The organism is Nocardioides ungokensis (assembly GCF_013466985.1).
In the GTDB taxonomy this organism is placed as follows: domain Bacteria; phylum Actinomycetota; class Actinomycetes; order Propionibacteriales; family Nocardioidaceae; genus Nocardioides; species Nocardioides ungokensis.
Window position 1 is genome coordinate 983,128 of the sequence record NZ_CP059164.1, and the last position, 17,547, is coordinate 1,000,674.

Here is a 17,547-nt window from a genome sequence, read left to right on the forward strand (position 1 = left end):
CTAGGGTGCCGCTCAACCCGGCGCGATCCGCGCGCCTGATCCACGGGGGAGCCCCACATGTCGTTCGCCGACGCCGTTCGTTCGGTCCTCAGTCAGTACGCCACCTTCAGCGGGCGGGCCCGCCGCTCCGAGTACTGGTGGTTCGCGCTGTTCAACCTCCTGGTCAGCATCGTGGCCGCGATCCTCGACGCCGTCATCGGCACCGACTTCGGCTCGGGAAGCGGCGTCATCAGCGTGATCGTGGCCCTGGCCCTGCTGCTGCCGAGCCTGGCGGTGACCGTGCGCCGGCTGCACGACACCGAGCGGTCCGGCTGGTGGATCCTGATCGGCATCATCCCGATCGTCGGCGCCATCGTGCTCCTGGTCTTCATGGTCCTCGAGGGCACGCCCGGCCCCAACCGCTTCGGCGCCTCGCCGAAGCAGGCTGCCGCGTACTGATCTGACGGTCGTGTGCCCCAGGACGCGCCACGGCGCGTTCCTGGGGCACACGACCCGGGTACGTCGGGCTAGCGTGAGCGCATGCCCAAGCCCGCTGCTGCCGAGGTCGACGCCGGGGGACGCGCCGTACGTGTCTCGAGCCCGGACCGGGTGATCTATCCCGCCACCGACCGCACTCCCGAGGTCACCAAGCTGATGGTGGCGGAGTACTTCGCCCGCGTCGACGACGGGCTGATGCGGGCCCTGCGCGACCGGCCGACCGCCCTCGAGCGCTGGCCGGCCGGGGTGCTCCCCGGCATCAAGCTCGCGACCGGCCGCCCCGGTGAGAAGGCGGACGCGTTCTACCAGAAGCGGGTGCCGAAGGGCGCGCCCGACTACCTCGAGAGCGTCGAGGTGACCTTCCCCTCGGGCCGGACTGCCGACGAGATCTGCCCGACCGAGGTCGCGGTGCCGGTGTGGGCCGCCCAGATGGGCACGCTGACCTTCCACCCCTGGCCGGTGCGGCGCAGCGACGTCGACCGCCCCGACGAGCTGCGCATCGACCTCGACCCGCAACCCGGCACGTCGTTCGTCGACGCCGTGCGGGTGGCCGGCGTGGCGCGGGAGCTGCTCGAGGAGCTCGGCATCCGGGGCTACCCCAAGACGTCGGGCAACCGCGGGGTCCATGTCTTCGTGCGCATCGAGCCGCGGTGGGGGTTCAGCGACGTCCGGCACGCCGCGATCGGGTTCGGCCGTGAGCTGGAGAAGCGCGATGCCGGCGTCACCACCGCCTGGTGGAAGGAGGAGCGGGGCGAGCGCGTCTTCGTCGACTTCAACCAGAACTGCCGCGACCGCACCATCGCCTCGGCGTACTCGCTTCGCCCGATCCCGGGGGCGCCGGTGTCGACGCCGATGACCTGGGAGGAGCTCGCGTCGGTCACCGACCCCGCCGAGTTCAACCTGTTCACGGTGCCGGACCGGCTGGCCGGTGACGGCGACCCGTGGTCGACGATCGACGACGTCCACCACGACCTGACCCCACTGCTGGAGCTGTGGGAGCGCTCGGACGGCGGCGAGATGAACTACCCGCCCGACTACCCCAAGATGCCCGGTGAGCCGCCCCGCGTGCAGCCCAGCAAGAAGGTCGAGGCGCACTGGGACGCCGACGGCAACCGGGTCGAGCCATGAGCGCCGAGCCGCGGCCGGGGCTGGGTGGGGAGCTCGAGCACGTCTCGGCGTACCTCGACTTCTACCGGGACACCTGCCTGGCCAAGTGCCGGTCGCTGCCGGAGCAGGAGCTGCGGCGCCCCCTGCTCCCGTCGGGATGGACGCCGCTGGAGCTGCTCTGGCACCTCGCCCACATGGAGCGCCGCTGGTTCGTGTGGGGCTTCCTCGGGGAGCAGGTCGACGAACCGTGGGGCGACTCGGGTGGCGCGCCCGACAACCGGTGGCAGGTCGCGCCCGACGTCGGTCTCGACGACGTCGTCGCGCTCCTGGAGGCCGGCGCCGCGCGCACCCGGGAGGTCCTCAGCGGTCACGAGCCGGAGACCGTGGCCGCGACGGGTGGACGGTTCTCCGGCGAAGAGCCGCCGGACCTGCGGTGGATCTGCTTCCACGTGCTGCAGGAGTACGCGCGGCACGCCGGTCACCTCGACATCGTCGTCGAGCTCGAGGGCGGACCGACCGGGGAGTGAGCTCGCTCCTCAGAGGCCGGTGATGCCCTCGGAGCCGTAGCCCTCGGCCTGCTCGTCGAAGTTCTCGTGCTCCAGCAGGTGCAGCACCGGTACGCCGATCTTGCGCCGGGCCTTGGAGGTCCAGTCGACGTGGAAGAACTCCGCGACCACGTGCGGCCGGGTCAGGATGATCGCCTCGCGGCCGTCGACCGCCTTGACCATTTTCGCCAGCGCGTCGATCGGCGGGTCGCCCACCACGCAGCCCTCGGCCGTGGCCCCGCTCGTGCGGAGCGCGGACAGGGTCTCGGCGAGGTCGGCGTCGGACCGCTCCTGGCAGTCCTTGCGGACGGCCTCGAGGTCGACGTCGTTCATGGCCATGGCGGGGGAGGTCAGCACCTCGCCGGCCGAGAGGGAGCCCATCGCCGACTCGATGCGAGCCGCGGCGTCCTCCAGCGGGAGGATCACGTGGTAGACGACGGACTCGTCGAGGCCCTCGTGCAGTGACCGCACCTGGGCCGCGTCGGCGGCCGAGAGGGGCTGCTCGACGAGCAGCACGACGTGGTACGTCTCGGTGTTGCTCTCACTCATCGCCATTGCCTCCCGGCATCTCGTTGACACCCAAAATCTTACCGAGGTCGTAGCTCACCGGCTCCTCCAGTTGCTCGTAGCCGCAGGATTCCGGGTCGCGGTCGGTGCGCCAGCGCTTGAACTGGGCGGTGTGGCGGAAGCGACGACCCTCCATGTGGTCGTACTTCACCTCGAGGACCAGGTCGGGACGCAGCGGCGTGAAAGACAGGTCCTTGCCGGCGCTCCAGCGGCTCTGGGTGCCGGGCACGCGGTCGGGGTTGGCGATCGCCCATTCCTGCCACTCGCCCCAGGGGTGCTCGGAGATGGGGCAGACCAGCGGCTGCAGCTCCTCGATCAGCTCGGCGCGACGCTTCTCGGTGAAGCTCGCACTTACGCCCACGTGCTGCAGCTTGCCGTCGTCGTACAACCCGAGCAGCAGGCTGCCGAGCAGCGGCCGTTCGGCCGTCGACGTCTTGTGCTCGCGGTAGCCCGCGACGACCACGTCGGCCGTCCGCTCGTGCTTGATCTTCAGCATGGTGCGGGCGTTCTGCTGGTACGTCGCGTCCAGCGGCTTGGCGACGACGCCGTCGAGGCCGGCACCCTCGAAGTGGGTGAACCAGTCCTCCGCCTCGGCGGCGGCGTCGGTCGTGGTGCGGGTCAGGTAGCAGGGCCCGGTGAGGCCGGCCAGGGCCTCCTCCATGGCCGCACGGCGCTCGGCGAACGGCCGGTCGACGTACGCCGTGTCGCCCAGTGCGAGCAGGTCGAAGGCCACGAACCCGGCGGGGGTCCTCTCCGCCAGCAGGTCGACGCGCGACTTCGCCGGGTGGATGCGCTCCTGCAGGGTCTCGAACTCCAGCCGCTCACCGCCGTCGCCGGTCGGCAGCGCGACGAACAGCTCGCCGTCGAGGACGCAGCGGTCGGGCAGCTGCGCGCGGGCGGCCGCGACGACCTCGGGGAAGTAGCGGGTCAGCGGCTTGGTGTTGCGGCTGGTCAGCTCGACCTCGTCGCCGTCCTTGAAGAGGAGGCACCGGAAGCCGTCCCACTTGGGCTCGAAGCTGAGCGCCCCGACCTTCGCGGGGTCGGGGATGCCCTTCACCGACTTGGCGAGCATCGGCTGCACGGGCGGCATCACGGGCAGGTCCACGGGCCCACCGTAGCCATCGACCCGCATCTGCGTGGCGACTCGACACGGACCGGCCCTCGTGCCCTAAACTAGAGTAAATCAGTATAGAAACGTTGAAAGGCAGCGTGACGTCGGTGGGACCAAGGATCGGCTACGTGCCCGGAGTGTTCGACCTCTTCCACGTGGGCCACCTCAACGCCCTGTCGCAGGCACGCGAGCTCTGCGACGTGCTGGTCGCCGGTGTCGTCTCCGACGACATGTGCGAGGCGGCCAAGGGGATCCGACCGTTCGTGCCGCTGGAGGAGCGGATCGCGATCGTCGACTCGCTGCGCCTGGTCGACGCGACGTACGCCGAGACCACGCCGGACAAGCTCGACGCCTGGCGGCAGGTGGGCTTCCGCCGGCTCTTCAAGGGCGACGACTGGCGCGACACCCCCAAGGGCCTGCGCCTGGAGGAGGACCTGGCGCCGGTGGGGGTCGAGGTCGTCTACTTCCCCTACACGATGCACACCTCGAGCACCGCCCTGCGCCGGGCGATCGAGCTGGCCGGCGACCGGGCCTCGTGAGCAGCCTGACCTCACCCCGCGCCGTCGGCGCGGTGGTCTCCGACGCCGGGATCACCCTGCTCGGGTCGATCGACGGGCCGCTGGTGCTGAGCGTGGACGGCCGCTACGTCTGGTCGTTCTCCCCGGTCCGCGACGGCCGTCCCACCCGGGCCGGCACCCTCGTCGAGTGGCCGTCCGTGCTGCGCCGCTTCCTGCACGGCAGCGCCCGGGTGCGCGTCTCGGACGTGGTGGGGGAGCGGGTGCTCGTGGACGAGGAGGTCGTCCTCGGGGACGGCCGCGGCACGATCGAGATCGTCGACCCCCAGGGGCTGCCCCTCGCCGTGGACAAGGTCGGCCACCTCTGTCGCGCCTTCTCGGCCACCGACGAGGGCATCCGTGACGAGATCCTGGCCGGCACCCGGCGCGCGATCGACGACCTGCGCGAGGCCTGCGGGGTCGAGGCATACCTCAACTACGGCGCCCTGCTCGGAGCGGTCCGCGACGGCGCGATGATCGCCCACGACTCCGACACCGACATCTGCTACCTGTCCCGGCAGGCCTCGCCGGCCGAGCTGATGCTCGAGTCCTACCGGATCGAGCGCGGGCTGCGCGGCCGCGGCTGGAACGTCCTGCGGATGTCCGGGGGAGACGTCAAGCTGCTGCTGCCGCTGAGCGACGGCCGCCAGTGCCACATCGACGTCTTCGTCGCCTTCCACGTCGACGGCACCTTCTACCAGCTCGGCAACCGCAGCGGGCGGCTGCCGGAGTCGGCGATCGTGCCGTTCTCCACGATCACGCTGCACGGGCACGAGTTCCCGGCGCCCGCAGACCCCGAGGCGATGCTCGCGTTCGTCTACGGCCCGGGCTGGCGGGTGCCCGACCCGTCCTTCGCGTACGCCGACCCGGTCGCCGGCGTACGACGCCTCGACGGCTGGCTGCGCGGCTTCCGCACCGACATGGGGCGGTGGACGGAGTTCTACCGCTGGGCCGAGGCCGGGCGGGTGGGGCGCCCCGGGTCGGCGTTCGCCCGGTGGGTCCACCGGCAGCTGCCGCGGGGCGCCGCCATCGCCGACCTCGGGGCCGGCACCGGCCGCGACGCGGTGCACTTCGCCCGCCACGGCCGGCCGGTGCTGGCGTACGAGTTCTCCCGGGCCGCGCGCGGCACCATCCGGCGCCGGGTGGCCCACCAGGACCTGCCGGTCGACGTCCGCATGCTGCTCCTCAACGAGCTGCGCACGGTCCTGGCCGCCGGCGCGGAGCTGTCCCGCGACCCCCACCACCTCTACGCCCGTCAGCTGCTGGGCTGCCTCGACGACGCCGCACGCGCCAACCTGTGGCTGCTGTGCCGGATGGCGCTGCGAGGCGGCGGCCGGCTGTTCCTGGAGTTCAGTGCCCTGGGCCCGGTGGCCGGACCCGAGCCGGTCGCCGACCCGGGACCGGCCGGGCTGGTGCAGCGGCTCGACCCGGAGCTCGTACGCCGCGAGATCGAGGCCGCCGGCGGGCGGATCGACCTCGAGGAGCTCGGCCCGGGCGTCGACATGCTCGGCGACCCCGACCCGATCGTCTGCCGCCTCCGGGTGGCCTGGCCCCGCCCCACCCACCGCGAGAGGAACCCTCGATGACGTCCGCACCCCTGTCCCGGGCCCGTGCCCGGGCCCGCTTCCTGCAGGACCGCGTCCAGCGCGTCCGGCGCCGCCCGATCGGCGTCTTCGCCCGGCTCAACGCGCTCGAGGAGGAGGTGCAGGAGCAGCGGCAGCTCAACCGGCGCCTGGCCGAGCTCACCGACGTGGTCGCCGAGCTGCTGGTCCCGCTGGCCCACCGGGACGAGGAGTGGACCCGCGAGGCCGTCGAGCGCTACCGCGTCGACCTCTGAGCGTCGGGAGCGGTGAGCGCCGTGGACGGACGTCATGCGAATCGTGGTGCAGGGCGCTCGATCCGCATGACGTCCGTGGACGGGCCGTAGGGTGAGGGCCTGTCCCCGGTTGGTCTGCCGGGTCCTGGGTGCTGCCCCGCCCTCGGGCCCTAGGCTTGGGCGCCTATCCCCGGTTGGTCTGCCGGCAGGGCCCGCCTGACTTTGAATCAGGACTAGCGACGTAGGTTCGACTCCTACCCGGGGAGCGAGTGGTCTCGACCGACGAAGAACGAACACTCGACCGACGAGGGAGCTTTCGTGCCGAACAACCTGACCGTCATCGTGCTTGCGGCCGGCGGGGGCACCCGCATGAAGTCGAAGACCATGAAGGTGCTCCACCCCATCGGCGGGCGCAGCATGATCGGTCACGTCCTCAAGGCAGTGGCGTCGATCGAGCCGCAGCACGTCGTGGCGGTGGTCGGCCACCAGCGCGAGCAGGTCGGGCCGCACATCCACGAGATGCTCCCCGAGGCGGTCCTCGCGGTCCAGGAGACCCAGGACGGCACCGGCCATGCGGTGCGCGTCGCGGTCGAGGCGGTGCTCGAGTCGGGGGCGATCGACGGCACCGTGCTGGTGGCGTACGGCGACACGCCCCTGCTGACCGGGGAGAGCCTGGCTGCCTTCGCCGCGGACCACGAGGCGGCCCAGCGTGCCGTGAGCATCCTGTCCGGGATCGTCGACAACCCGTTCGGCTACGGCCGGATCGTGCGCAATCACGAGGGTGACGTCGAGGCGATCGTCGAGGAGAAGGACGCAAACCGGGACCAGCGGGAGATCCGCGAGATCAACTCCGGGATCCTGGCGTTCGACGCGGAGTTCCTCGTCGAGGCGCTGCCGAAGATCGGCAACGACAACGCCAAGGGTGAGTACTACCTGACCGACACCGTCCAGCTCGCGCGCGACGCCGGCCTGACGGTGGGGGCCTGGGCGATCGACGACGTACGCCAGACCGAGGGCGCCAACGACCGCGCCCAGCTCGCCGACCTCGGCCGGGAGCTGAACCAGCGCATCCTGACCCGCTGGATGCGGGACGGGGTGACGATCATGGACCCCGCGACCACGTGGATCGACGCCGACGTGGTGCTCGCGCCCGACGTCACGCTCCTGCCGGGCACCCAGCTCCTCGGCGCGACCGTGGTCGCCGAGGACGCCATGGTCGGGCCCGACTGCACGCTCAAGGACTGCGAGATCGGGTCGGGTGCCCGCGTGGTGCGCGCGCACGCCGAGCTGGCGGTCATCGGCGAGGGCGCGAACGTCGGTCCGTTCTCCTACCTGCGGCCCGGCAGCGAGGTCCGCGCGCGCGGCAAGATCGGTGCCTTCGTCGAGACCAAGAACTCCGTGATCGGCGAGGGGGCGAAGGTGCCCCACCTGTCCTACGTCGGCGACGCGGAGATCGGTGAGGGCGCCAACATCGGCGCAGGCACGATCGTCGCCAACTACGACGGCATCAAGAAGCACCGGACCAAGGTCGGTCGGCACGCGAAGACGGGGTCCAACAACACCTTCGTCGCCCCCGTGGAGATCGGCGACGGCGCGGGGACGGCGGGCGGCACCGTCGTACGCCGTGACGTCCCGCCGGGCGCCCTGGCGGTGTCGAGCGGACCCCAGCGCAACATCGAGGGCTGGGCACAGAAGAAGCGGCCCGGGACGGCCCAGGCGGAGGCCGCCGCAGCGGCCACGGCGGGCGAACCGCAGGGTGAACGAGACGTGTCTCACGGGGGACCCTCCGGAGTTGGGCAGACCGGCTCCGGTGAGGAACAATCCTGATACGCACTGTCCGGCGAACCAGGAGCTGCCCCCGTGACCGGAATGAAGCGGACCACCGAGAAGAACCTGATGGTCTTCAGCGGACGGGCTCACCCCGGGCTCGCACAGGAGGTGGCGTCGCTGCTGGGGACCGACCTGGTCCCCCAGTCGGCCTACGAGTTCGCCAACTCCGAGATCTACGTCCGCTACGAGGAGTCCGTCCGCGGGTGTGACGCCTTCGTGATCCAGAGCCACACGGCTCCGATCAACGAGTGGATCATGGAGCACCTGATCATGGTCGACGCCCTCAAGCGGGCGAGCGCGAAGCGGATCACCGTGGTCATGCCGTTCTACGGCTACGCCCGCCAGGACAAGAAGCACCGCGGCCGCGAGCCGATCTCGGCCCGTCTGATGGCCGACCTGTTCAAGACCGCCGGCGCCGACCGGCTGATCACCGTCGACCTGCACGCCGACCAGATCCAGGGCTTCTTCGACGGCCCGGTCGACCACCTGATGGCGCTGCCGATCCTCGCCGACTACGTCAGGGAGAAGTACGGCGACCAGCGGCTCGCCGTGGTCTCGCCGGACGCCGGCCGGATCAAGGTCGCCGAGCGCTGGTCGGCCCGCCTCGGCGGCGCCCCGCTGGCCTTCATCCACAAGACCCGTCGTACCGACCGGCCCAACGAGACCGTCGCGAACCGCGTGGTCGGCCAGGTCGAGGGCCGCATCTGCGTGCTCGTCGACGACATGATCGACACCGGCGGCACCATCGTGAAGGCCGCCGAGGCCCTGATGGCCGACGGGGCCGCGGGCGTCATCATCGCCGCGACCCACGCGATCCTCTCCGACCCCGCCGTCGACCGGCTCAAGAACAGCCCGGCCAGCGAGGTCGTGGTGACCAACACGCTCCCGATCCCCGCCGAGCGGGAGTTCGACAAGCTCACGACGCTCTCGATCGCCCCGCTGGTCTCCCGCGCCATCCGCGAGGTCTTCGAGGACGGCTCCGTCACCTCCATGTTCGACGGGCACGCCTGACGAAGTCATGCGTGAGCGCCGACTCGGCGATCCCTGAGCGGCCCGCACCCGAGCGCCCACCTCAACTGAGGCGTCAAGGAACGCCGACTCGGCGAGCCCGCCGCGTCAACGAGCGCCGACTCGAGGTCAGGCCAGGTCGTCCAGGTGGTCGCTCCAGAGCCGGGCGAGCACGGTGGGCACCGAGCCCGACGTGAGCACCTCGGCGAGCCCGTCCCGCTGGGCCGGGGAGACCTCGAGGGCCGGGAACGCCCGGCCCACGACCAGGGAGAAGCCCTGGCCGCGGCGCTCGGCCACGCCCGGGGCCTCGGCGAGGTAGGCATCGACGTACGGCGCGCAGAGGTCCACCTGCTCGGGGTCCCACAGCCCGCGGGCCCGTGCCTCGAACATCCGGTTGGACACGTCCGGCTCGGTCATGGCCGCCCAGGCCGCGGCCTTGGCCTCCGCGGTCGGTCGTGAGGCCAGGGCGCAGGCGGCGCCGAGGTCGCCGGCCAGCGACCCGTCGTCGAGCCGCTCGGTCTCGACCTGCCCGGCGTCCATCGCGCCGAGTGCGCAGAGCCGGGCGACGACCGCCCAGCGCAGCCCCGGGTCGAGGTCCACGCCGGTGTCGGTGCGCCCCGAGGTGAGCCAGGAGGCCAGCAGGTCGGCGTCGCGGGAGGTCGCGGCCAGCCCGCGGGTCAGCGCGATCGACAGCTGGTCGTCCTCGCCGGCGGCCAGCCCGGCCGCGCAGGCCGTGGCCACCGCGTCCACCACGCCCGGCACCGCCGACGCCGGGGCCGAGCGGCTCAGCACCGGCCCCAGGGTCCGGTCGAGCACCGCCGCGACCAGCGTCGGGTGCCGCTCGGCGGGCAGGTGCCGCGCCACCAGCTCGACGTAGGCGGGGAGCGGCAGCGCTCCGGTGCGCACGTCGTCGAACGCCTGGGCCCACAGCACCGTGCGCACGAGGTCGTCGTCGAGCGCGGACAGGTGCTCGCGCACGAACGCCGCCGTGTGCTCGTCGAGCCGCAGCCGGGCGAAGGTCTCGCCGCCGCTGTTCGGCACCACGGCCAGCCCCGCCCAGTCCGCCAGGGGCACCGGGTCGCCCTCGAGGTCGACCAGGGCACTGCCGGCCTCGGTCCCGTCGGCGTGGAAGGCCGTGACGCGGAACCGGTGCGGACGCACGCCCTCCCGGACCAGCACCGGCACCCCGTCGTCGCCGCGCTCGACGGTGACCGTGTCGAAGCCGGAGCGGCGCAGCCACAGGTCCGCCCACTCGCGCACGTCACGGTCGGACGCGGCGTCGAGCGCGCCCACGAGGTCGTCGAGGGTGGCGTTGCCGAAGCGGTGCGCCGTCAGGTGGGCGTTCACACCGGCCAGGAAGTCCTCGTCGCCGAGCCAGGTCACCAGCTGGCGCAGGCAGGAGTTGCCCTTGGCGTAGGAGATGGAGTCGAAGTTCGTGAAGGCGCTGTCGACGTCGGGCACGTCCTCCGGGCGCGGCGCCACCGGGTGGGTGGAGCGGCGCTCGTCGGCGACGTACGCCGCGGGCTTGCGCTGCGACTCGTGCGCCACGAGGGTGCCCGCGAAGCCGGCACCGGCCTCGGCGACCCGGTAGCCCATGTAGTCGGCGAAGCTCTCGTTGAGCCAGGTGTCCTCCCACCAGCGCATCGTGACGAGGTTGCCGAACCACATGTGCGCCATCTCGTGGGCGATCACCGTGGCCCGCTTCATGCGCTGGTCGTCGGTGACCCGGCCGCGCGGCAGCATCTCGTCGCGGTAGGTCACGCACCCGGGCGTCTCCATCGCGCCCCAGTTGTGCCCGGGCCCGAACAGCTGGTCGTAGGAGTCGAACGGGTAGGGCTCGTCGAAGAGCCGCGCGTAGTGGTCGAAGCAGTCGTCCGTGGTGCGCTTGAGCTCCTCGATGTCACGCTCGAGCTCCGCCGCGAGGGACTTCCGGGCGTGCCAGCCGAACGGCAGGCTGCGGTCGCCCAGGGTGTGCTCCCACGTCACCGAGTGCCACGGTCCCGCGCAGACCACGAACAGCGAGGGGCAGATGCGGGGCGTCGTCGCGAACGTCCACCGACCGCCGTCGCGAGAGGTCACCCGGCCGTTCCCGATCACGGTCCACCGCGGGTCGGCGCTCACCGCGAGCGTGAGCGTCGCCTTCAGATCGGGCTGGTCGAAGCAGGGGAAGACCCGCTGGGCGATGTCGAGGGAGAGGTACGCCGAGACGTAACGCTCGCCGTCCGCGGGGTCGGTCGTGGTGTGCATGCCGTCGCCGTCGGTGACGTAGGGCACCCGCGCCTCGACCACGACCTCGGTCGCCCCGGCCAGGCCGGAGAGCGCGATCCGGCGACCGTCGTACTGCGGCCGGTCGACGACGGCGCCGTCCAGCGTCACCCGCAGGTCGGAGGCGTCGGTCAGCTCCAGGAACGTCTCCGGGCCTGCCGCGTCGAAGCGGACCGTGGTCCGGCACCCGAAGGTCGGAGCGTCCCCGGTGAGGTCGAGGTCGATCTCGTAGGAGACGTCGGAGACGAGGCTGGCGCGGGCACGGGCTTCGGCGAGAGTCAGGGACACACGGTGGAGGCTAGGGGGTGTCGGCGACGATTCGCCTCACGGCTCCCCGGTGGCTAGGATCGTCAGGTTGCCTCGGCGAGGGAACGCCCGCAGCGGGTGTTCCGTGATCGACAGGGCCGGCAGGACCACTGGTGCGCCGCGCTGCTCGAGACCGAGTGCGCGGCGTTTTGCATGATCCGCCACGTCGCGCGGGGCGACCACACAGCTTGAGATCCACACAGCTTCAGATCCACCCGACGTCGAAGGTCACGAGGAGTAGTCGCATGTCTGCCGAGAAGATCACCGCCGAGTCGCGCACCGAGTTCGGCAAGGGCGCCGCCCGCCGCATCCGCCGCGAGGACAAGATCCCCGCCGTCGTCTACGGCCACGGCAACGACCCCATCCACATCACCCTCCCGGGCCACGACACGATGATGGCCCTCAAGCACGGCGGCGCCAACGCGCTGCTCGAGCTCGACCTGGAGGGCAAGACCCACCTGGCGCTGACCAAGCAGGTCCAGATCGACCCGATCACCCGCCACCTCGAGCACGTCGACTTCGTCGCCGTCCGCCGCGGCGAGAAGGTCACCGTCGACGTGGTCATCCACCTCGTGGGCGAGGCCGTGCGCGACAGCCTGGTCGTCACCGAGAACTCGACCGTCTCGCTCGAGGCCGAGGCCACCCACATCCCCGAGTCGGTCGAGGTCGACATCGAGGGCGCCGAGGTCGGCACCCAGATCCACGCCTCGGACCTGAAGCTGCCGTCGGGCTCGACGCTGCTGACCGACCCGGAGGCGCTGATCGTCAACATCACCAGCGCGCCGACCGCCGAGCAGCTCGAGGCCGAGCTGGAGGAGGCCGAGGCCGAGGCCGGCATCGAGCGCGAGGAGTCCGACGAGGAGGCTGCAGCCGCCGAGGCCGAGGCCGAGGGCGACACCGAGGCGTCCACCGAGGAGTGATCCTCACCGTTTCCTCCTGAGAGAAGGGCCGGGAATCCCCCCGCGATGACACAGCCATGACCGACAACGATCTGTGGCTCGTCGTCGGGGGGGAATCCCGGCCCTTCCTATGCCGGCCACCGGCACAACGTCGGCTACCTGGTGACCGAGGAGCTGGCGCGCCGGATGGGCTCGACCTTCAGGTCGCACAAGTCCGGTCGCGCCGATGTGGTCGAGGGCCGGCTCGGTACGCCGGGCACGCCCGGGCCCCGCGTCGTGCTCGCCCGTCCGCGGTGCTACATGAACGAGATCGGCGGGCCGGTCAAGGCGCTGGCCACCTTCTACAAGGTCGCACCCGACCACGTCATCGCGATCCACGACGAGCTGGACATCGCGTTCGGCACGCTGCGGACCAAGCTCGGCGGCGGCGACAACGGGCACAACGGGCTGCGGTCCATGCGCGCGTCGCTCGGCACCGGGGACTTCTACCGGGTGCGGGCCGGCATCGGCCGGCCGCGGGGCCGTCAGGACGTGGCCGACTTCGTGCTCTCCGACTACTCCTCGGTCGAGCGCAAGGAGCTGCCGTTCCAGGTCGACAACGCCGCGGACGCCGTTGAGACCCTCATCACCGAGGGCCTCGAGCGCACCCAGCAGCGATTCAACTCCTAGCGATTCACCACTCGCTCGGGCCGTCGCTAGGGTGTCCGGGTGACTTTCGAACCCGGCACTCCGCCCGCTGAAGCAGCCACCGACGACCACGTCCTCGCCACCTGGCTCGCCACCGTCGCCGGTGAGCGCCTGCTGGAGGTCCGCGGCGAGGGCCTGGAGGGCAAGGAGCTCAAGGACGCCGGGGACGTGGCGGCCCACGACCTGCTGATGGCCCTGATCGCGGAGCACCGCCCCGACGACGCCGTGCTGTCGGAGGAGCGGCCCGACGAGGGAGCCGACAAGGTCGATCGACTGTCGGCCAGCCGGGTCTGGATCGTCGACCCGCTCGACGGCACCCGCGAGTTCTCCGAGCCGCCGCGCGACGACTGGGCCGTGCACGTTGCGCTCTGGCAGGACGGCGAGCTGGTCGCCGGCGCCGTCGCGCAGCCGGCGCTGGGGGAGACCTTCAACACCGGCCACCCGCCCGTGGTCCCGCCGAGCACCTCGAGCCGTCCCCGGATCGCGGTCTCCCGCAGCCGCCCGCCGGCCTTCGTGAACGCGCTGGCCGAGGAGCTCGACGCCGAGCTCGTCCCGATGGGCTCGGCTGGCGTCAAGGTCCTCTCGGTCGCCCGCGACATCACCGACGCCTACGTCCACGCCGGCGGCCAGTACGAGTGGGACTCGGCCGCACCGGTCGCGGTCGCCGCGGCCGCGGGCCTGTTCACGTCCCGCGTCGACGGCACGCCCCTGCTCTACAACCAGGACGACGTCTACCTGCCCGACCTGATCGTGTGCCGACCCGAGCTGGCCGAGCGGATCGTCGCGTTCGTCAAGCAGCACGGCACCGACTGAGGGCCGCCGATGATCCGGCACGTGCTGCTCGACGCCGACGGGGTCGTGCAGCACATGCCCGGCGGCTGGGTCGCGGCCGTCGAGCGGCAGCTCGACGTCGACGCCGAGGAGTTCTGGGAGCTCGCCACCCGCGACGAGATGGCCTGCCTGCGGGGTGACGGGGACTTCCTCGAGGTGCTCTCCGGGCACCTGCGGGCCCTCGGTGCGTCGGTGACCGCCGAGGACCTGCACCGCGCCGTGTGGCGCTCGGTCCAGGTCGAGCCGTCCTCGGTGGCGCTGGTCCACGCGCTGCGGGACGCCGGCCTCGCCGTCCACCTGGGCACCAACCAGGAGACCCACCGCGCGGCGTACATGCGCACCGAGCTGGGGTACGACGAGCTCTTCGACGAGTCCTTCTACTCGTGCGAGCTCGGGGCCGCCAAGCCGGACGCCGAGTTCTTCGCGGCCGTCCTCGACCGGCTCGGGTCGGCGGCCCCGGAGGTGCTCTTCGTCGACGACTCGGAGCGCAACGTGGTGGCCGCCCGGGAGTGCGGTCTCGCCGCCGAGCACTGGCAGATCGAGGACGGAATCGCAGTCCTGCACGAGCGTCTGGCCGGTCACGGACTGGCGTTGTCCTGACCCGCGGGGCAGGCAAGGGTCAGATGTCCCTGGCCGCCGCCGACGTTCGACCCTGCCGCCGGCCGACCTCCTCCGCGGAGGCTGGATGGCACACGCGCCGGGAAGGCGTACCCGGCACGAACGGGGAGGAACGATGCGCAGCCGCGAGAAGTGGGAGACCCTCGAGATCGAGCTCGAGGAGGCGGGGGACTGTTCCTGGTGGTCGAGCCTGCTGGCCCCCGTCGACCCGAAGGAAGGCAACGCCTACCTGAGGTTCGTCGGGCGGGTCTGGGGGCCGGACGGTCGCGAGACGGAGGTGATCCGCGGGGAGGCCTTTCCGAGGTTCCTCGATCCCGACGAGCTCGCCCCCGACGACGCCTGGACCCCGGGCTGGGAGCTGAGCCTGGTGCACCTCAAGCACCGGATCGAGGAGGAGGGCTGGCAGCGAGCGGGCTGCGGCCTGGAGCCGTGGTCGCACCGGTACGTCCGGTTCGCCGGCCTCCGGGGTGGTCACCGGGCCAGCCGGTCGGTCCGGCGGGTGGCCATGGTCGGGGCCCTGCTGCGGCGTACGGTCATGCCGGCCGGCGACCACGCACAGCCGCTGGGACACTGAGCACTGGCACTGAACCTGGTGCAGTTGGGGCTGATGGGACGCACCGGGGATACTGCTCCCCGTGCTCCCGTCCTCCGTGCGCCTGATCGGTTCGCTGGCGGGCGCCCTCGGGCTGCTCACCGCGGGAGCCTTCGCGCTGCAGGCGCACGACCGCGACGACCGGGTCCACGGAGTCGACCTGACCGCCCAGCGGTACGTCCTCGCCCGGCTCGACGCGCCCTCGCTCGCCCGGGTCCACGGACCGAGGATCCGGCACCTCGCCGGGGTGCTCGACATCCCCGCGCCGGCCGTTCGTGCCTACGCGCGCGCAGCCCGGTCGGCCCCGAAGGCGTGCCACGTCGGGTGGTCCACGCTCGCAGGGATCGGGTACGTCGAGTCGCGGCACGGCACCTTGGGCAACCGGACCCTCGGGGTCGACGGCCGCAGCTCCTCGCCGATCATCGGGCCGGCTCTCGACGGCAGCGGTGACTTCGCGGCGATCCGTTCGACGCCGGCCTCTCGCGGCCTGCACGGGGACGCGACCTGGGAGCACGCGGTCGGCCCCATGCAGTTCCTGCCGGAGACCTGGAGCCGCTACGCCATGGACGGCGACGGCGACGGGCAGGACGACCCGCTCGACCTCGACGACGCCGCGGCCGGCACCGCCCGCTACCTGTGCGCGGGCGGTGGGGACCTACGGACCGCGGTCGGCTGGGAGAAGGCGGTGCTGAGCTACAACCACTCCACCGAGTACGTCGACGACGTCTACGCCGCGGCGTCGTCGTACGCCGCGCGGGCCCGCTGAGGCCGGACGAGCAGGGCAAGAACGGCCGCCGGTCGGCACATCCCCAGACTGGGGGAGACGACCGTCGCAGACCGGTGACGTGACGCTCCGGACCGTTCCTAATTTGGGTGAATGAGGCGGCGAGAGCCCCCAGCGCCTCCCCGCCTGGGGGAACTTCGACTCCGTATCCGCAGTCTGCGGATGCCGGGCGACCTCGGGATCGAGCCCGGTCGGACTCCGAGGTTGCATTGGGGGATCACATGAAGGTCGCCGTCCTAGGGCTGGGCTACGTCGGAACCGTCACAGCGGCAGGCTTGGCGTCGCGTGGGCACGAGGTCGTCGGCGTCGACGTCGACGAGGCGAAGGTCGACGCGATCAGTCACGGCCGGAGCCCGGTGGTCGAGCCCGGGATCGACGAGCTGGTGGCCGAGGGCGTGGCGTCCGGCAGGTTGCGCGCCACCACGGACATGAAGGTCGCCGTGGCGTGCGCCGATGTCTCGCTGGTCTGCGTCGGCACTCCGTCGGGCCCCCACGGGGAGACCGACCTCTCCTACATCGTTCGCGCCCTCGCCGACCTCCGCGAGGCCATGTCGGTGGTCTCGCCGCCGTCGTCGGGCTTCCACTCCGTCGTGATCAGGAGCACCGTGCCCCCGGGCACTGGTGAGATGGTCGTGGCACCCGTCTTCGCCGACTCCGAGCTCCCGCCCGGTTGGTCCGTGGGCACGGCCATGTGCCCGGAGTTCCTGCGCGAGGGCTGTGGCGTCGAGGACTTCTTCGCCCCTCCGTTCGTAGTGGTCGGGACTGCGCACGAGTGCACCCGTCAGGGCATGGCCGAGCTCTTCGCGTTCCTCGACCTGGAGATCCACGACGTCGGCGTCGGAACCGCGGAGGCGCTCAAGTACGCGTGCAACGCCTTCCACGCGACGAAGGTGTCCTTCGCGAACGAAATGGCCCGGATCTTCCGGTTCCACGGCGTCGACTCCCGCGACGTGATGCGCATCTTCTGCGAGGACCACAAGCTCAACGTCGCCCCCACCTACCTGCGGCCGGGATTCGCCTTCGGGGGGTCGTGCCTTCCGAAGGACCTGCGCGCCCTGCAGCACATGGCCCGGATGAGCGGTGTCGACGCACCCCTGCTGGCCGGGACCACGCTGACCAACGAGCTCGTGGTGCGCGACGCCGTCGAGCGGATCATCGCCTCGAACAGCAGGAAGGTCTGCCTGCTCGGGCTCAGCTTCAAGATGGACACCGACGACCTGCGGGAGAGCCCCAACGTCGAGCTCGCCGAGCGCCTCGTGGGCAAGGGGTTCGACGTCCGCATCTACGACCCGATCATCAACCCCGACCGGCTCGTGGGGGCCAACCGCCGGCACGTCGAGGCGAAGCTGCCGCACCTGAACCGACTGCTCGCCTGCTCCCCCGAGGAGGCGTTGGCCGGCGCGGCGGTCGCGGTCGTCTCGTCGTCCGAACCCGCCGTACGCTCCGCCCTGGTCGCTGCGTCGCCGGCCCTGGTCCTCGACCTCCACGGCCGCCTCGGCAGCGACGTCGAGCAGCTCGCCGGGTACGAGGGGCTCGGCTGGTGAAGACGT

The 17,547-nt window shown here is 71.8% G+C and carries 17 protein-coding genes, 1 tRNA gene and 1 pseudogene; 16 read left to right on the forward strand and 3 right to left on the reverse strand.

Annotation, left to right across the window (positions count from 1 at the left end; translation table 11 throughout):
- The first annotated feature begins 57 nt into the window (after positions 1 to 57).
- From H0S67_RS04940 to H0S67_RS04950, 3 genes are all read left to right on the forward strand, one after another.
- Positions 58 to 438 carry a DUF805 domain-containing protein gene (locus tag H0S67_RS04940; RefSeq protein ID WP_180935677.1) on the forward strand — a complete coding sequence of 127 codons (381 nt, stop codon included), beginning with the start codon at positions 58 to 60 and terminating at the stop codon, positions 436 to 438.
- 81 nt (positions 439 to 519) lie between these two features.
- A complete protein-coding gene (locus H0S67_RS04945) occupies positions 520 to 1,605 on the forward strand; it encodes a DNA polymerase domain-containing protein (protein ID WP_180935678.1) in 1,086 nt (361 codons plus the stop codon).
- The gene (locus H0S67_RS04950) at positions 1,602 to 2,111 is read left to right on the forward strand and encodes a DinB family protein (protein ID WP_180935679.1); all 510 of its coding nucleotides are present in this window, start codon (positions 1,602 to 1,604) and stop codon (positions 2,109 to 2,111) included. Before H0S67_RS04945 ends, H0S67_RS04950 begins: the two co-directional genes overlap by 4 nt.
- Before the next feature lie 9 nt (positions 2,112 to 2,120).
- Here H0S67_RS04950 and H0S67_RS04955 read toward each other — a convergent pair whose 3' ends face one another.
- Positions 2,121 to 2,678 (reverse strand): hypothetical protein, encoded by a 558-nt coding sequence (locus H0S67_RS04955; RefSeq protein ID WP_180935680.1) that lies wholly within the window; start codon positions 2,676 to 2,678, stop codon positions 2,121 to 2,123.
- Positions 2,671 to 3,801 (reverse strand): ATP-dependent DNA ligase, encoded by a 1,131-nt coding sequence (locus H0S67_RS04960; RefSeq protein ID WP_180935681.1) that lies wholly within the window; start codon positions 3,799 to 3,801, stop codon positions 2,671 to 2,673. The genes H0S67_RS04955 and H0S67_RS04960 overlap by 8 nt, the downstream gene beginning before the upstream one ends.
- Before the next feature lie 134 nt (positions 3,802 to 3,935).
- Here H0S67_RS04960 and H0S67_RS04965 point away from each other — a divergent pair, with 134 nt between their 5' ends.
- The 6 genes from H0S67_RS04965 to H0S67_RS04990 all read left to right on the forward strand — a co-directional run bounded on the left by H0S67_RS04965 (position 3,936) and on the right by H0S67_RS04990 (position 9,018).
- Complete coding sequence (locus tag H0S67_RS04965; RefSeq protein ID WP_246355136.1) at positions 3,936 to 4,346, forward strand: FAD synthase family protein; 411 nt, start codon at positions 3,936 to 3,938, stop codon at positions 4,344 to 4,346.
- Positions 4,343 to 5,947 (forward strand): class I SAM-dependent methyltransferase, encoded by a 1,605-nt coding sequence (locus H0S67_RS04970; protein ID WP_180935683.1) that lies wholly within the window; start codon positions 4,343 to 4,345, stop codon positions 5,945 to 5,947. The genes H0S67_RS04965 and H0S67_RS04970 overlap by 4 nt, the downstream gene beginning before the upstream one ends.
- A complete protein-coding gene (locus H0S67_RS04975) occupies positions 5,944 to 6,198 on the forward strand; it encodes a DUF6752 domain-containing protein (RefSeq protein ID WP_180935684.1) in 255 nt (84 codons plus the stop codon). Before H0S67_RS04970 ends, H0S67_RS04975 begins: the two co-directional genes overlap by 4 nt.
- 166 nt (positions 6,199 to 6,364) lie before the next feature.
- Positions 6,365 to 6,443 (forward strand) — tRNA-Gln (locus H0S67_RS04980).
- Between the two features lie 52 nt (positions 6,444 to 6,495).
- Positions 6,496 to 8,004, forward strand: a complete 1,509-nt coding sequence (gene glmU, locus H0S67_RS04985; protein ID WP_246355137.1) for a bifunctional UDP-N-acetylglucosamine diphosphorylase/glucosamine-1-phosphate N-acetyltransferase GlmU — start codon at positions 6,496 to 6,498, stop codon at positions 8,002 to 8,004.
- A 33-nt stretch (positions 8,005 to 8,037) separates the two neighbouring features.
- Positions 8,038 to 9,018, forward strand: coding sequence for a ribose-phosphate diphosphokinase (locus tag H0S67_RS04990; RefSeq protein ID WP_281368959.1), 981 nt, complete (start codon positions 8,038 to 8,040; stop codon positions 9,016 to 9,018).
- Positions 9,019 to 9,144: 126 nt separating this feature from the next.
- Here H0S67_RS04990 and pepN read toward each other — a convergent pair whose 3' ends face one another.
- Complete coding sequence (gene pepN, locus H0S67_RS04995; RefSeq protein WP_180935685.1) at positions 9,145 to 11,568, reverse strand: aminopeptidase N; 2,424 nt, start codon at positions 11,566 to 11,568, stop codon at positions 9,145 to 9,147.
- 263 nt (positions 11,569 to 11,831) lie between these two features.
- Here pepN and H0S67_RS05000 point away from each other — a divergent pair, with 263 nt between their 5' ends.
- The 7 genes and pseudogenes from H0S67_RS05000 (at position 11,832) to H0S67_RS05030 (ending at position 17,541) form a co-directional block, all read left to right on the forward strand.
- A complete protein-coding gene (locus H0S67_RS05000) occupies positions 11,832 to 12,506 on the forward strand; it encodes a 50S ribosomal protein L25/general stress protein Ctc (RefSeq protein WP_180935686.1) in 675 nt (224 codons plus the stop codon).
- A 56-nt stretch (positions 12,507 to 12,562) separates the two neighbouring features.
- A pseudogene (gene pth / locus H0S67_RS05005) lies at positions 12,563 to 13,154 on the forward strand (aminoacyl-tRNA hydrolase).
- A 39-nt stretch (positions 13,155 to 13,193) separates the two neighbouring features.
- A complete protein-coding gene (locus H0S67_RS05010) occupies positions 13,194 to 13,985 on the forward strand; it encodes a 3'(2'),5'-bisphosphate nucleotidase CysQ (protein WP_180935687.1) in 792 nt (263 codons plus the stop codon).
- A 9-nt stretch (positions 13,986 to 13,994) separates the two neighbouring features.
- Positions 13,995 to 14,603 carry an HAD family hydrolase gene (locus H0S67_RS05015; RefSeq protein ID WP_180935688.1) on the forward strand — a complete coding sequence of 203 codons (609 nt, stop codon included), beginning with the start codon at positions 13,995 to 13,997 and terminating at the stop codon, positions 14,601 to 14,603.
- Positions 14,604 to 14,736: 133 nt separating this feature from the next.
- Positions 14,737 to 15,195 (forward strand): hypothetical protein, encoded by a 459-nt coding sequence (locus tag H0S67_RS05020; RefSeq protein ID WP_180935689.1) that lies wholly within the window; start codon positions 14,737 to 14,739, stop codon positions 15,193 to 15,195.
- Between the two features lie 61 nt (positions 15,196 to 15,256).
- Positions 15,257 to 15,979: a lytic murein transglycosylase gene (locus H0S67_RS05025; RefSeq protein ID WP_246355139.1), complete on the forward strand. Its 723-nt coding sequence runs from the start codon at positions 15,257 to 15,259 to the stop codon at positions 15,977 to 15,979.
- A gap of 239 nt (positions 15,980 to 16,218) precedes the next feature.
- A complete protein-coding gene (locus tag H0S67_RS05030) occupies positions 16,219 to 17,541 on the forward strand; it encodes a nucleotide sugar dehydrogenase (protein ID WP_180935690.1) in 1,323 nt (440 codons plus the stop codon).
- The last annotated feature ends 6 nt before the right edge of the window (positions 17,542 to 17,547 follow it).

Bases quoted from the DNA above. Each gene is read 5' to 3' on its own strand.
- H0S67_RS04955 (WP_180935680.1), bottom strand. From the start codon at position 2,678: ATGAGTGAGAGCAACACCGAGACGTACCACGTCGTGCTGCTCGTCGAG.
- H0S67_RS05015 (WP_180935688.1), top strand. From the start codon at position 13,995: ATGATCCGGCACGTGCTGCTCGACGCCGACGGGGTCGTGCAGCACATG.
- H0S67_RS05020 (WP_180935689.1), top strand. From the start codon at position 14,737: ATGCGCAGCCGCGAGAAGTGGGAGACCCTCGAGATCGAGCTCGAGGAG.
- H0S67_RS05030 (WP_180935690.1), top strand. From the start codon at position 16,219: ATGAAGGTCGCCGTCCTAGGGCTGGGCTACGTCGGAACCGTCACAGCG.
- H0S67_RS04940 (WP_180935677.1), top strand. From the start codon at position 58: ATGTCGTTCGCCGACGCCGTTCGTTCGGTCCTCAGTCAGTACGCCACC.
- H0S67_RS04945 (WP_180935678.1), top strand. From the start codon at position 520: ATGCCCAAGCCCGCTGCTGCCGAGGTCGACGCCGGGGGACGCGCCGTA.
- H0S67_RS04950 (WP_180935679.1), top strand. From the start codon at position 1,602: ATGAGCGCCGAGCCGCGGCCGGGGCTGGGTGGGGAGCTCGAGCACGTC.
- H0S67_RS05000 (WP_180935686.1), top strand. From the start codon at position 11,832: ATGTCTGCCGAGAAGATCACCGCCGAGTCGCGCACCGAGTTCGGCAAG.
- H0S67_RS04975 (WP_180935684.1), top strand. From the start codon at position 5,944: ATGACGTCCGCACCCCTGTCCCGGGCCCGTGCCCGGGCCCGCTTCCTG.